This window comes from Echinicola rosea (assembly GCF_005281475.1).
Classification (GTDB): Bacteria; Bacteroidota; Bacteroidia; order Cytophagales; family Cyclobacteriaceae; genus Echinicola; species Echinicola rosea.
This window is the reverse complement of the sequence record NZ_CP040106.1, coordinates 3,800,252-3,815,031: the sequence shown is the minus strand read 5'-3', so window position 1 is coordinate 3,815,031 and position 14,780 is coordinate 3,800,252. Positions and strand designations below refer to the sequence as shown.

At 42.9% G+C, this 14,780-nt stretch carries 13 protein-coding genes; 5 read left to right on the top strand and 8 right to left on the bottom strand.

From position 1 onward, the window contains the following. Positions 1-72 precede the first annotated feature (72 nt). The 4 genes from FDP09_RS15100 (at position 73) to FDP09_RS15085 (ending at position 4,551) form a co-directional block, all read left to right on the top strand. Positions 73-1,122, top strand: coding sequence for an MBL fold metallo-hydrolase (locus FDP09_RS15100; protein ID WP_137403466.1), 1,050 nt, complete (start codon positions 73-75; stop codon positions 1,120-1,122). A gap of 208 nt (positions 1,123-1,330) precedes the next feature. Beyond that, positions 1,331-1,894 carry an RNA polymerase sigma-70 factor gene (locus FDP09_RS15095; protein ID WP_137403465.1) on the top strand — a complete coding sequence of 188 codons (564 nt, stop codon included), beginning with the start codon at positions 1,331-1,333 and terminating at the stop codon, positions 1,892-1,894. A 4-nt stretch (positions 1,895-1,898) separates the two neighbouring features. Next, complete coding sequence (locus tag FDP09_RS15090) at positions 1,899-2,849, top strand: FecR family protein (protein WP_137403464.1); 951 nt, start codon at positions 1,899-1,901, stop codon at positions 2,847-2,849. 16 nt (positions 2,850-2,865) lie between these two features. Further along, complete coding sequence (locus FDP09_RS15085) at positions 2,866-4,551, top strand: peptidase associated/transthyretin-like domain-containing protein (protein ID WP_137403463.1); 1,686 nt, start codon at positions 2,866-2,868, stop codon at positions 4,549-4,551. Positions 4,552-4,676: 125 nt separating this feature from the next. Here FDP09_RS15085 and FDP09_RS15080 read toward each other — a convergent pair whose 3' ends face one another. Both FDP09_RS15080 and FDP09_RS15075 read right to left on the bottom strand, forming a co-directional pair. Next, positions 4,677-5,075, bottom strand: a complete 399-nt coding sequence (locus tag FDP09_RS15080; protein ID WP_137403462.1) for a hypothetical protein — start codon at positions 5,073-5,075, stop codon at positions 4,677-4,679. Between the two features lie 359 nt (positions 5,076-5,434). Continuing rightward, positions 5,435-5,779 carry a hypothetical protein gene (locus FDP09_RS15075; RefSeq protein WP_137403461.1) on the bottom strand — a complete coding sequence of 115 codons (345 nt, stop codon included), beginning with the start codon at positions 5,777-5,779 and terminating at the stop codon, positions 5,435-5,437. A 62-nt stretch (positions 5,780-5,841) separates the two neighbouring features. On the opposite strand from FDP09_RS15075, the gene FDP09_RS15070 reads away from it, so the two are divergent. After that, on the top strand, positions 5,842-6,882 hold the full coding sequence (locus FDP09_RS15070) for an LA_2272 family surface repeat-containing protein (protein WP_137403460.1): 1,041 nt from the start codon (positions 5,842-5,844) through the stop codon (positions 6,880-6,882). 308 nt (positions 6,883-7,190) lie between these two features. Here the strand turns inward: FDP09_RS15070 and FDP09_RS15065 are convergent, their stop codons facing one another. The 6 genes from FDP09_RS15065 to FDP09_RS15040 all read right to left on the bottom strand — a co-directional run bounded on the left by FDP09_RS15065 (position 7,191) and on the right by FDP09_RS15040 (position 14,779). Next, positions 7,191-7,592: an NUDIX hydrolase gene (locus tag FDP09_RS15065; protein ID WP_137403459.1), complete on the bottom strand. Its 402-nt coding sequence runs from the start codon at positions 7,590-7,592 to the stop codon at positions 7,191-7,193. A gap of 75 nt (positions 7,593-7,667) precedes the next feature. After that, positions 7,668-9,827: a DUF4230 domain-containing protein gene (locus FDP09_RS15060; protein WP_137403458.1), complete on the bottom strand. Its 2,160-nt coding sequence runs from the start codon at positions 9,825-9,827 to the stop codon at positions 7,668-7,670. Next, on the bottom strand, positions 9,824-10,408 hold the full coding sequence (locus tag FDP09_RS15055) for a DUF4230 domain-containing protein (RefSeq protein ID WP_229683376.1): 585 nt from the start codon (positions 10,406-10,408) through the stop codon (positions 9,824-9,826). Before FDP09_RS15055 ends, FDP09_RS15060 begins: the two co-directional genes overlap by 4 nt. 41 nt (positions 10,409-10,449) lie before the next feature. Beyond that, positions 10,450-12,153: an N-acetylmuramidase domain-containing protein gene (locus tag FDP09_RS15050; RefSeq protein WP_137403456.1), complete on the bottom strand. Its 1,704-nt coding sequence runs from the start codon at positions 12,151-12,153 to the stop codon at positions 10,450-10,452. Further along, positions 12,150-12,959 (bottom strand): DUF5675 family protein, encoded by an 810-nt coding sequence (locus tag FDP09_RS15045; protein ID WP_137403455.1) that lies wholly within the window; start codon positions 12,957-12,959, stop codon positions 12,150-12,152. Before FDP09_RS15045 ends, FDP09_RS15050 begins: the two co-directional genes overlap by 4 nt. An 851-nt stretch (positions 12,960-13,810) precedes the next feature. Beyond that, positions 13,811-14,779 (bottom strand): PorP/SprF family type IX secretion system membrane protein, encoded by a 969-nt coding sequence (locus FDP09_RS15040; RefSeq protein ID WP_137403454.1) that lies wholly within the window; start codon positions 14,777-14,779, stop codon positions 13,811-13,813. Between the last annotated feature and the right edge of the window lies 1 nt (position 14,780).

Here is a 14,780-nt window from a genome sequence, read left to right as displayed (position 1 = left end):
AAATTTGTGGTTCTAGTTTATAATTCATGAACTTAGATCAATTTCATTACTTTTCCTAAAATAAGCATAAATATGTCATTAAAAGCACAATTCGGGGCATCATTACGCAAAAAAGACTTAGAAAAATTCAAAAACTCCCCTGCTTGGAAGGATAAAAAATTCCATAACCTCTCTCCCACCCTTATGGGTTTTAGCCTTGGGAGCCTCCCGGAAGTACTCAAGGACAACTTTTCCAAAAGAAAATCAAAAATGCCCCAAGAGGTATTACCCGTTAAAAAATTTGATAAAGCGAAGTTCGAAAAAAGTGACCTAAATCCAAAATTCGTATGGTACGGGCACTCCGTTCTGTTGCTCCAACTTGCAGGAAAGAACATTTTAATTGATCCCATGTTTGGTGATGATGCCTCTCCCATCGCGCCGATAAGAACAAAACGCTTCAGCAACGGCACCTTGGAGCTGATCGATACATTACCGCCTATTGATGCTATTCTAATTACCCATGATCATTACGATCACTTAGATCTGGTAAGCATAAAAAAACTTATTCCGCGCGTAAAAAACTGGTTTGTAGCCTTGGGTGTATCCAGGCACTTGGTAAAGTGGGGATTGGATGAAAACTTGATTACGGAGTTGGATTGGTGGGATCGTGTCAAATTGGGTGACATCGACATTACCTATACCCCAAGCCGGCATTTTTCGGGTAGAGGAGCATTTGACCGAGCCCAATCACTTTGGGGAGGATTTATCTTCAAAACTGCCCATCATTCCATTTATCACAGTGGTGATGGAGGCTATGATACCCATTTTAAATCCATAGGAGAACAGTTTGGTCCATTCGACCTGATGTTTGTGGAGTGTGGACAATATTACAAACATTGGGCACAGATACACATGTTTCCAGAGCAGAGTGTGCAGGCAGGAATAGATGCCAAGGCCAAAATCTTAGTACCGATCCATTGGGGTGGATTTGGCCTCGCTCCCCACGATTGGAAAGAACCGATCGAACGCTTTGTAAACGCTGCAAAAGAAAAGTCCCAACCAGTCATTACACCGGAATTGGGAGAAATTTGGACATTAGAGGATAAACTAAAAATCAATCCATGGTGGGAAAACTATGATTAGCTACCCTATTCATATAGCATTTGGTAGGGAAGATTGGCTAAAAACGGCTAGGACATGCGTGTTTATTGCATCTGCTATGTGCCAAGAACATCCTTTCAATTCAATTATTTTTAGAATTTCGGTAAGGGTAATTTCTTTTTCATGTGTCCTACCTATACAAAAGGAAGAAAACGATTAAATTTAGCTAAACTTTTAATCAATTGACCAGGTGGAATATTCTTCGGAAAATACGATATGTGCACCGATAGATGAGGAACTGTTTGAATCGACGTTCAAAAGTCATTTTCAGGCATTGTACGCGTATGCCTGCATGCTGGTGAAAGATGAAGATGAAGCAGAGGAGATCGTCCAGACGGTATTTCTGAAAATATGGGAAAAAAGGGAAAATATCGCTATTACATCTTCGCTCAAGGCCTATCTCTACCAAATGGTCTATAGGGATAGCATGAATCATCTTAGGCATCAAAAAGTGAAACAAAAGCACCAGAATATCACCCTGCACGAAGCCAATGACAATGGCATCCAACTGGATGAAGGCCATGAAGGTGAACTAATGGAAGTCCTCAAAAAAGCCCTGCAAGACTTGCCCGAAAAGTGTCGAAAGGTGTTTTTATTGAGCAGGTATGAATCCTTAAAATACCAGGAAATCGCTGATCGGCTAGGCATATCCGTAAAAACCGTGGAAACCCATATGAGCAAAGCATTAAAGCACCTCAGGATAGAACTGGCAGACTTCCTTCCTATCCTATTTATCTTGTTTACCAATAGTTGATCTTATGGAAGATAGTAAGTTGATAAAACATATCATTGAGGAGACTGATCAAGTGGAGAATCAGGAGATCCAGGAATGGATCCAGGCACATCCCGATCATAGGAAGCGGTATCAGCGTGTCCAATACATTTGGGAAAAAAGCCTCAGCCTGAAGCCCTCCAAGCATATCAGTACAGAAGATGCTTGGAAGACTTTCCAGAAAAGAAAATCCCATAAGCCAAAGGAAGTTAGCTTCTCTTCGTGGTACCGAATAGCCGCGACGGTAAGCGTTTTCTTGGTAGCAGCATTTGCTTACGTGCGCTTTATGGAACCTGACAACGCACTACTATCCAATCTCCACTTGGCTGCCAGCCAAAAGCCTGTTACCGATACCCTTTATGACGGCAGCGTCATCACGTTAAATAAGTCCAGTAAATTATCATTTAATCAGTCCATCCTAAAGAAGTCTAGAAATGCCGAATTGATCGACGGCGAGGCTTTTTTTCAAATCGCCAGAAACGAACGTAAACCTTTCCAAGTACAGGTAGGAAAAGCTACCGTTACTGTCTTGGGCACGAAGTTCAATATCAAAAAACAAGAGGAACAGATCGAAGTCATCCTTCAGTCCGGATCCGTGCAAGTGAATTATGAGGACGAAGTCCGTATCCTAAAACCTGGCGACCGTCTGCTGATCAATCAGGTAAAAGGGGTTTTGACCAGCAGTGCTGTCGAGGACAAATTATACAACTATTATGTAGGAGATTATTTTGAAGCTCACCAGACTCCGCTCTGGCGTGTGATAGAGGTATTGAATGAGGCATATGGAGCCAATATTGTCCTTTTGGATGAACGCTTGCGTAATTTACCATTAACGACTACCTTCAAAAACGATTCGTTGGAAAACAACCTCGAAGTGCTCAAAGCTACTTTTGGCCTAACGGTAATCAGAAAACCTGACAGAATCATTATTAAATAATCTATGATCAATAAATATGGCTGTATTTAGGCTATCGAAATGTAGTTTAGGACTTTTTTTGGTGCTATTTGGCTGCATTCATACACTTTTAGCACAAAGTAACTTGGACACGGAGGTTTCCTTAAAAGACCGGAAAGAAGTCACCATTGGCCAAGCACTTAAGGACGTCTCTCAGGACCAGGACTTCTTTTTTTCCTACAATAGTAACATCCTTCCCGAGGATAGCCTGGTACAGGTGGGAAACTATGCAGGAACAGTCAGAAAGCTCTTATACCAAATGCTTGGAGACGGGTATGAATTTATTGAGACACCTGGGTATATCGTCATTCGCTATGCACCAAACCGACTGTATCTAGAAGAAGGTGATGACCAACAGGTCGGCAACAACTGGATCTTAAAGGGCCGTATCAAAGATTTGGATAGTGATGAATTGATCGCCTATGCCAGTGTCTATGAGCAAAGCATGCTTACTTCTTCCATAACCGACAAAAATGGCTATTTTGAGCTAAAGCTGAAGGATCCTAACTCCTCGGTGATGGTCACAGTGAGCAAGGAAGACTACCGGGACACCACTTTTATGCTGCTGCCGCCTCATGACATTGAGGCTTCCCCGAAAAAAGGAAAATTGCGCTATTATCCTAATGGTACTAGAGAAGAAAACCTTCAGGACACGTTTTTTGGTAGAATGATGATCGGTGTAAGGCAGCGCATGCAGGGATTGAATATCGGAAACTTCTTTGCAGAAATGCCTGCTCAGGTGTCGTTGGTTCCGCGGCTGAGTACCCACGGCATGATGAATAGCCAAACCATCAACCATGCCTCTTTCAATATTATCGGTGGATATACTGCTGGTACCAACGGCGTGGAATTAGGGGGGATTTTTAACATTAACCGTAAAGATGCCAACTACTTGCAGGTAGCAGGTGTATTTAACCTTGTGGGAGGCGATGTTTCCGGAGTGCAGCTGGCCGGAATTTCCAACCGGGCATTGGGAAAAGCCGCTGGTTTTCAGGCTGCAGGACTTTATAACCATACAGGGGCCTTTACCGGCTTCCAGCTAGCCGGCCTCTACAATGAGGCGAGCTCCGCAACAGGCCTTCAAATGGCCGGCTTAATGAACATCAGCGAAGGACATACCGACAATCAGATTTCGGGATTGATCAATATAGGTAAGGATGTCACAGGCTTCCAGCTTACCTCCCTCCTGAATATAGCGGATTCCAGCGCCTACCCCATTGGACTTATCAATATTATCAAAACGGGTGAAAAGAGCTTTACACTTGGCTTTGATGAGTCGAAGTATTCCATGTTTACCTTTAGGACTGGCGGAACCTATAGTTATGGGATTCTTGGCCTCGCCCATGCGATGGAAGACCGCACCTATAATTGGGCAATTGACGCCGGTTTAGGGCTCCATTTTGTGAATACCAAATGGTTTGATTTGGACGGGGAATTGGTATCGAGAACCTCGTTTGGGCCTCCAGAAACCACCTTAAACCTTGCTTCCATGAAGTTGCTCCCTGCTTTTTCGCCGCACAAAAATATCAAATTATTTTGTGGCCCTTCCTTGAATTTTTTGATGCGGGAAAACCCCGAGGAAAACCACATCCCCGGCTGGGTAATCGAAGATAATTCCAACAGCACTCGTGTCCAGGCTTGGTATATGGGGTTGAGTGTAGGACTTCAATTCGTCATCATCTAGCAGCCAATCACTTGGCGCCAGTTGTCCCGACAGCTGTGCTGCTGAACCACGAACATTGAGTTTTTAACGCAATACCACTTACTTTTACGATTTTAGATTCACCTCATAGACAAAATAGGGGGCGTTCACCGGATCAGCTTAGTGGTATCTTCACTGTTTTCGTCTGCTATTAAAGCTTGGCCACAAAGGCTCCAAGGCACGAAGGTTTTTTGCAATAAGGGTACCGAATGCATCACACTTCCCAACACCCCTCTTGGTGATTTAGTGTCTTCGTCGCAATAAAGCAAGCCACAAAGGCTCCAAGGCACGAAGGTTTTTTGCAATAAGGGCACCGAATGCATCACACTTCCCAACACCCCTCTTGGTGATTTAGTGTCTTCGTCGCAATAAAGCAAGCCACAAAGGCTCCAAGGCACGAAGGTTTTTTGCAATAAGGGCGCCGAATGCACCACACCTCCCAACTCCCCCTCTTGGTGACTTCGTGTCTTCGTCGCAATAAAGCAAGCCACAAAGGCTCCAAGCACGAAGGTTTTTTGAAATAAGGGCGCCGAATGCATGATACCTCCCAACTCCCTCTCTTGGTGACTTCCTGTCTTTGTGGCAATAAAGCAAGCCACAAAGGCTCCAAGGCACGAAGTTCTTTTGCAATAAGGGCTCCGAATGCACCACACCTCCCAACTCCCCTCTTGGTGACTTCGTGTCTTCGTCGCTATAAAGCAAGCCACAAAGGCTCCAAGGCACGAAGGTTTTTTTGAAATAAGGGCGCCGAATGCACCACACCTCCCAACTCCCCTCTTGGTGACTTCGTGTCTTCATCGCAATAAAGCAAGCCACAAAGGCTCCAAGGCACGAAGGTTTTTTTGAAATAAGGGCGCCGAATGCATCACACCTCCCAACTCCCTCTCTTGGTGACTTCGTGTCTTCGTGACAATAAAGCAAGCCACAAAGGCTCCAAGGCACTAAGGTTTTTTTGCAATAAGGGCTCCGAATGCATCACACCTCCCAACTCCCTCTCTTGGTGACTTCCTGTCTTTGTGGCAATAAAGCAAGCCACAAAGGCTCCAAGGCACGAAGGTTTTTTGAAATAAGGGCGCCGAATGCATGATACCTCCCAACTCCCCTCTTGGTGACTTCGTGTCCTCGTGGCAATAAAGCAAGCCATCAAGCCGTCAAAATAACCTCTACGCCAAGAAGGCTGCTTTTTTTCCTTCTTGATACTTTTTTTCAAAACCTCTCAGGGTAATGTCGTCTTGGCGTGTCTTAGATACAAAGCAATAAAAATCAATATTCATGAAAACTATTCGAATCATATTAGCAGCAGTATCGGTACTGATCAGTCAGTGGACATTTGGGCAAAACGACTCCGTTCCTATTTATACCATAATGTACAATCAAGCTCCGGAAGGCTTTGATTATCCATTGATCGGTTTTGTGAATAATGGGCATGGTAACCATAAAGGCGCCCAAATTGGTTTTATCAACACCAATCTGAAGGCTTTTACTGGTGCTCAGATTGGATTTGTCAATTCCATTGGTGATTACCAAAATGGTTTACAACTCGGATTTGTCAACACTACCAATGGCCCTGTAAACGGCATGCAGGCAGGCTTTGTCAACACCAGTACTGATACCGTCAACGGCACTCAGTTGGGATTTATCAATACGCAGGCAAATACCTCTACTGGGTTGCAAGCTGGCTTTATCAATACTTCCACCGGAAAGCTGAATGGTGCCCAGCTGGGCTTCGTGAACACTAATCCAGTAGAGGTTACTGGAGCGCAAATTGGTTTTGTAAACACTACTGGAAACCTCAGTACCTTGCAGTTGGGTTTTGTAAATGTGGCTGATTCACTCAAAAAAGGAGGACTTCCAATCGGCTTTTTATCCATCGTTAGGCACGGAGGATACCAGGCCATTGAGATGGGTTATAATGAACTCTTTCCTTATAACCTGTCCGTAAAAATAGGCATACCGGCTTTTTATACTACTGTCAATGGATCTTTTAATCCTGATTTTGAAGATGAATTTGCTGTGGGGGCTGGACTGGGAAGCAATATTGCTCTGGGATCTATATTCTTCTTAAACCCAGAAGCTTATTACCTCTTCCAATTCAACGCTGAAAACAGCATTACCAGGGCGAGCTTTAACCTGGGGGCTAACCTCAGTTCTCATGTACAGTTTGTGGTCGGGCCAAGTGTTTCTTGGATCTGGTATGCAAAAGATTATGATGTGATCGATCCAGCCTTTTCATTTTACAGGGAACGGTTTGATGAAAACGACGAGCTTATCGTAGGACTAAATGCTGCACTTAGGATAAAATTGTCCAAATAGAAGAAGCCTAACCTTGGATCAAGCTGGATTTATGAGTGATAAAAAGTTCTCTATTTATCGGAACAATAATATGCCAACAAGCGATTTAAAATTCCTATCTGTGGAGGTTACAACATACATTTGGTGAATTTGGGACCTAGTGGCAATTATTTATCCTTGATTTTACCATTAAGAAAACTCGCAGTCCCTAACATTTACGCTTAATCCATGATGGTGGGAAGGAGTCGCGGCAACTCGCCGCGCCCTTTTACTACACACCATTCATAACAAAGGGCTCACAATGAATTGATATCGTTTTATGATAGAACTCAGGCTTGTAATAAACCAATTAGTATGGGAATATTGGGATAGACCTTTACATCCCCAATATCCGCTGGATGAAAATAACGCAAAGCTTCACACTCTGTCGATGGCCTAAAATGGTGATGTGAGATTCTTGCCCGGTAAATGATATTGGCTGCGGGAAGTCCTTTTGGATTGGAAAAGGAAAAGAAGAAGCTCGGATGTGGTGCAATAAATGAGGGCTTTATCCCCATTTCTTCTAGCATTTCACGCTCGATACCTTGTTCAGCTGATTCCTCATGATCAAGCCCGCCACCGGGCAGGTCCCACATTCCATTGTCTTCTCTTATCAATAAAAATCGGCCTTGCTCGTCAAAGATCAATGCCTTAACACTGATTCTATAAAAACATTCAGGGATAGCTGTCATCGGGAAACATTATTCATTGGTTTTTGATATGAAAGATAATGGATAATGGTAAAGTTTAAAATTCCACTTGGACAATTATTCCTGAAATCGGAAACCTTTTCTGCCTACAAATAAAGTCTTTGGGGCTGTGGAAGAAGTCCTTGATCTAAGCCAATCGGTAGTTTTTTGCACAAAACCTTTATTTTGCTCTTTCTTTCTCGCATCCAATAACGCAGCAAAAAAGTCACTAACCGTGTTCACCTGTTCTATGGAAAGTGGATCCCGAGTGATCGCAGCACTATCGGTTTCAGCACCCATTGTACCACCAAATCCCAAATACGCCGTGTCCGATCTATAGAGAAATTGCTGCCCTAGTAGTCTATCTGTCAAATGTTTTGGAAAAAGTTGATCAGGAGACACCTTGATATGAAAGGCATATTGCTCGTTTAACCGCTGATCAACTATCCAGAATCCTTCCTCTACCACCGATAAACGTGAATATGATGAGTAAGCTACTGAATCATAGGGAACATCTTTGGAGGTAATAAAGCCTTCCAACGCTGATAATTCAAATTCTAAAGGATAATATAGGCTATAGTAAAATGTCTCAGAATGGGCTTTATAGCTATAAACAAGTTCTATTGACTCTTGGTCAATATTAAAATAATCTATTATTTTGACCGTATCAAGGTACATTTCAGGATCAAAATCCTTGGCACTTACGGTCACCGTATCAAACTTGTCTGGGATGACCCCATTCCCTTCCCAATCCCTGAGCATGGTGTTATACATTTTTAAATATTGAAGTGGATGCTCAATCCAATAGCCCAACCTCTCCGTGGAATCCCTTTGGATAAATTTCATTTCCTGGTGATCAAAAGCCACCTGATATCGCAATGTTTGGATCAATTGTTCTTCCTGTTTGTCGATCAAACTGTCTTGCGCTATATCAGATGACAGTTTGGATAGAAAACCAAAATTATGCCTTCCATCCTGATAGGGATATTGACCGAGGTCATGGAGGGCATGCTGTACTATCTGGCGGTGTTCATTTGCAAAACCCTTATTTACGGACTGGTTTTGGACAGTACGGTTTAAGGAATCTATGGTGCCGATTTCTAATTCCAATAGAGAGTCCAACATGTAAGCTTCAGCATAGCTAATCCATTCATCTTTCGCCGCTTCCCTCGCAAAAGTCGTAAATGGGCTGCTATGAAAGATTACCTGATTGATTTCCTTATCCGTCAAAAGGCTAAAGAAATTTTTCAAGGTTTCTTGGCCTTGGTCATGGGCATTTTTAAGGATACTGGCCTGGTAAGCCTGTACCGTTAATTTATCAATACAATATTGCTTGACCCTCTTGGCATCATGAAAATTTACTGGACCCCGTTCGTCCAAAATCTGAAAACCGGGAATCCCCTTTTCGGGAATAAACCAAGGATTGATATCGGCATTAAGGATTTTGGGAGCAATCCCGATCAGGTGAACAATGCCGCTTTCCTCGTAATAGACGACAGATTCAGGGCCCAGATCACTAAAATCAAAACCAGCCTTTACCCATCCTCTTCCGATCATAGTCAATTTTTTTCTTGACTCCCTCCGGCTGATGGACTCCTGAAGATGGAAATAATAGTCTTCCATAAACTCGTCCAGTTCACGTGTAGCCATGCTGCGGATAGGTGGATTTCGATAAATGGCGTATAAGGTTGCTTCCTCATCACGGTCATTGGGCAGCTCTCCTTTTTCTTGGTTATAGATCGTTCTCCACAGAAATCCCATCAGAGGCCGAAAATAGGGATCGGATTGAGTTTCTACCATAAGCTCCAAATACTCCAATTTATCAAGGATATTGCGGCTGTCAACCTCATGCTTCACTTTCCTTCTCCAATTGCTAGTCTTCTCCCCTTCCCTGTATTCGTCCACACGTTGGCTTTTGGGAATATCTTGGTAATCCTTTAGGTGTTGGAGGGCCGCCAGCAAGTCATCGTATAGTAATCGTACATCATTTCTGATTTTGTCCTCCGCTAAAGGATTTAACCTTGCTTCTTCGATAGAGGTGATCACTTCACCGTAATATTCAGCAGTGACCAATTCCTGTATTTGATTTACTTCGGTGACCAAATTAGCCGTTTCTTCAAGCTTAAGTCCCCCTCCAAAAATCTTCATGGGATTCCACCAAAAAAGCAAAACCACCAATCCGATGACCAATAAGACATCGATAATGAATCGCCAGTTTTTTAATAGTAGCCCGATCATGGTGAAACGATTTGATCTTGATCTACCAATAAGTTTACTTGCGGGATGATCAATTCATCACTCTTAAAAGCGATGTAAATCTCTCGGTACCCCAATGACTTTAGCAGCATTTCAAACATTTTCCTGGTATGCTGCTGAGAGGTTTTTACGATCCCCATATACTGTAAATTGGACCGAATGTCCAATTCGGCCAGCCTGAAAAACTCCTCTTGATCCCTCACCTTAATGGTATTTAAAAATGCCTTGGTATCTGAAATAAGCGAATCTTCATGAAAAGATGCCGGAGGATAGGAAAAGTTCACTACTTCTATGGGCGGAAGCTTTAGTGATATCATTTCGCCTTTGATGGTAATGTCTTCGGGCCTGAGGTTGCCAAGGTCCACGCCGGTTTTTACGGTGGCTTTGGAATAGGCCAAAAAGCGGGATTCGCTGATGTTGATAAAAAGCAATTTTTTTGTTTTTGTACCAAAAACCACTTTATCGATCAAAAACTCCGTAGTGGCAAGGTCCTTGGCTTGCTGTATTTTTCCGACAACCATGGCACGATGGTCTTCCTTACACCCGACCAATAGCCACGCCATCGCCAAAAGGCATCTTACAAGACAATATTTTCGGAGGATCGTCATAACCCTTGAGACTTGAATTTATGATAGGCGGCTGCCAATTTCTCATCGTACTTATTCAGCTTATAGCCGCGGCCATTATAGCCATATGCAAAAGAGGACCAGTCATAGTTTCCTTTATTTTCTTCTGAAATAAAACTGGCCAAGGGTCTGCCGTTAAGCTTTTTGGTTTGGATAAAGGTCAGAAAGTCCAAGAAATGAAACAGTTCAGCTTCATGTTGTTTTTGCTCAAAATCCTTCCAATCCTTATAATTTCTGGCTTTGATAAAATGATCAAGGTTTTCGCCCAAAATCTGAAATAAGCCCCAAGAAGTCGCATACACAGCAGCCTTATCGTTAATGCCTTGACAGATTTCTTTTGCTTTTTCCAATCTATCGTATTCATCAGTGCCCAAGCGGTAATGTTCCCGTGTCCAATTAGGATAGACTATATCAGGATATTGCCGCTGTAGCTCTTCCAATTCATCCTTTGTTTTACCGACCTTGGAAAGCCAGTACCAAAATTTATGTCCTTCAAAAAGGATTTTTGCCCTGCCGTCCTGGAGGTGTCCCCTTCCGGATGACTCTACGGAGACAACTGCTTTGATGACAGGAAAAGCCAGTTTGAGTTGCTTATCTTGCCATAAACCTTCCAAGGCATCTCTTATTTCCTCGTCAGCAAGGACCTTCTGAGTGGTATTGTCCCTGATCTGGACATAGGCCGACCCCATGGATTCCATCATTTCGGTTCCCTTCTGCAAGGCTTTTTTTAAGCCTGTCAACGGTTTGGAAACACTTTGTGGCTGGTTTATTTCCTTGAAAACCAAATCCTCCTCTCGAAAGGCCTGGTCATCAAGGCCAACAGGATCGGAAGAAGGAAAATCAAAGGCCTGTACACTGGAAGCAGTCATCGGTGCATTTGATTTTGCTGTAGTGTCGCGTTCGTCCTGCTTATCTGCTTTGGATGGCGCATTCCATCTATCACGCAAATATTTAAGGGAACGATCACCAAAATAAAAGGCGATCATCATCAAGAAAGCGGTCTCAAAAAATTCAAATTGTTTTGCCCTTAGCGCCATTTCTGCATTAGAGACGTAATCCATTCCATAGCTACTGATTAGCAGCGACATCCCGCCGATCAAAAGCGTAAATGCAATCATCCCCCTAACCGTGCCCGGGGGAAGCCCAAACGTCTGGCTTCGGTAGGGATTATACAAGGGCTCAGCAATCCCCGCTTCTACTTCCTGAAGACCATACGCACTCATTTCTTTGGCCTTGGCTATTTTTTCCCACTCCTCGTCTGTTAGACCATAGTTGATATTGTAAAAATAGACTGACCAAACGAAGTAGATCATGAAAACTGCTATCCAGATTACCGTGATCAGCAAACCTACAATTCGGTAGGGGTTTCCTCCCTCCAAATAGGAGATAAAGCCATAAACAACCCCCAATACTGCCAGCAAAATGGCGAAAATCACCGTTCCTTTAAAGAAGACATCGTGGTATTTATTCCGATAGATCCTTCGCTTTTCATCCGGAGATCTAAAGTACCGTACAATGACCCCATAGATCATCCCCATCCCTATGACAATGATCATCCCAATAGCCAAAGACATAAACCCTTTAAAAATGGGAGCTACAAATATACCCAAGAGCAAGATCATCACAATGATGGCTATGATCTGAATGATTGGAAGACGGTGTTTGGAAATAAACTGTATCATATGGCGGCAATTTTACTTTTCTCGATCCAGTCCTCGTCGTGAACCTGGATGGTTACTTGCTCATTGGACTGCAACAAGCCGTGGATTATTTTATAAAACTTCTCATAGGCCAAGGTCGATTGGACGATTGACCTTGGCAACCCTGCACTGACCCCATCGGCAATCAAAATGCACCCGCTCGTGTCGGAATGCGTATTGCCAATATGTATGTAAATCTGACTGAAATCAGGCACTTCCTTGATCTCCAAATGGAAATCAAACCATGGCATTCGATTTCGATACCGCTCAGTCATCGGCGTAAGCTGCCGGTTAAAATCCAGCAGGTACTTTCCCGCTGGTATCCTAGTCTCGTGCTTTACCTTTTCCATTCTGAAGGTATCTTCTAAGGTATAGGCAAAGAATTTATTACGGAGAAATAGCAATCCCAGCGTTGTCTCGCCATCATCCATATAGCGCAATACCGTCACTGTACCTCCTGCCAGGGATTGCCCTTCAATATTTGCTGAATCCATTTTGGCCTCTAGCTGCTGGATTTTTTGCTCCAAGTGTGCCACTTCGGGTAAAGGATCTATGGGCGCCAGCGAGGTGGATGTAACGGTTTTCTGTGTTGGCTCCTCTTTTGTCTTTTCTACATTCTTAAAGGTTTTTTTTATGGACTGAAATCCTTTTTCCGCTAAGGCAACAATGTACCCGATAAAACCTACCAAGTACAGCCAGATTTTGGAAATCAATTCAGGATTGGTAATAAAGACCAGAATCAACACCAATACCATAGCAATGACCAAAAGTCCTATAAAACGTTTCATAGTAATCGTTCATTGAAAGATGCTGAAGAAAAATAGTTGGAAAAGTCCCTAGACCGTGCGCTAACATGAGTTCGATCATAAAATCGATTTTTATTCCACCTTTTACGCTCAACGCAAGTGGAGTGAAACCTGCCTGTCTCTCATATAAAACCGAGAAGGCTGCTACCTACCCACTTGTAAGGACGTTAAACTGCCCTCCAAAGCTTGTCTGGTGTCCAACAAGCTCCTTTTTTGATGTAGTGAACGAAGAGAAAGAGCATGCCAGCTCTCCGTGGCAAACTGCCGAGAATAACATCCAACACCCTACTTGGATTCAAACAGGCTTGCGTGATGTTTTTTAATCGAACTCCTAATTGCAAGAAAATTTAATCAATAATTACCATAGATCAAATAAATAAAACCATTAAACATCAATATTTTACCAAATAAATAAAGCCTATTCCTACAATGATACAACTGGTATTTTTTTGGTTCTATAGGATTTACTATGGGTAACTATTACTTTGCATGTCAAATTCTAGCTTGCCTTTCATCTTGTTGCCTTGTTACTTTTTTCCTTCAGGTGAAAAACGTAACCAAAAAAACCCGCTGCGGTGAGCTATATGACTAAAATCAAAGCCAGCACTCACGCAGGCAAACTCCTCTATTTGTGCAGCATACCAATTTTTTGTACTGATTCACGTCAAACAAGCCTGCGCTTTTTCCAGCCCATTTCTTTGATTTCTTAACGTCAAATACCTCAAGGCAGAATAGAAAATTGCCCACTGAAAAGGAACATGAATCAACATTAATTTAACCGGAATAATATCTTTACCCACTATAATCCATATAGAGCCATTTTTTTGCTTATACTAAAACCAACGCTGATTACGCATCCTTGTATTTTTTGGCGTGATATAATAGCCAATGGATATTTCGTGGGAATTGTTTCTGTAGGAATCCAAGACATTTAGGTTATGGTCATAAGCATATCCAATGCGTAAGTTATTGGTCGCAAAAAACTCAATGATCATGGCGAGAGAATTTCTATTACTTAGATTTTCAGGAAGATTATCTTTTCCAAGCTTCATATTGGAGCGATAGGAACCACCAAGCCATACCCGTTCGAAAAACAGGAACATGGCATTCAGGTCATAATTGGTAGGAGAACCTTTGACTTCTTTGATCAGGAATGAAGGTTTTATCTGGACCTTTTCCGACAGCGGAAGGATCACTCCAGCTGTCAAATAATAATGAAAGTCATGGTAGGCCAAAGCAACGTCTTCCCTTTCGAGGGATTTTTTGCCCACCAAATTATACATGCTCAATCCCGCATAAAACCGTGGTGTATTAAAGAAAATTCCCGTATTCAGATTAGGGGTAAACAGGTTGACCCTGCCTTCTGGGAGATCGATATCCGGATGGTCATTGGGATCGAGCATGGAGCCGTCGATGGCATATTCTGATACTCCAGCGCTTACGCCCAATCCTAAAAACGAGCGCATGCCTGTCTGAATACGGTAGGCATACGTAAGCAACACCCCATTGGTGGTTACTGGCCCCAGCCGGTCACTCAAAACCGAAAAGCCAAATCCCATCCTGCCCTCGTTTGCACTAAAATCTCCCGTCACCGTAAAGGTCTTGGGAGCTCCGGGAAAATTAACCCATTGGCTCCTATACGTGGACTGGATGTAGGACTCTCCCTTGTAGCCTGCATACCCTGGATTAATATGCAGGCCATTGAACATATATTGGCTAAACTGCGGCAACTGCTGGCAAAAAACAGGAGTTGCCGACATGATGACCCCACAAAACACCACTATTTTTAAAATATTTTTCATC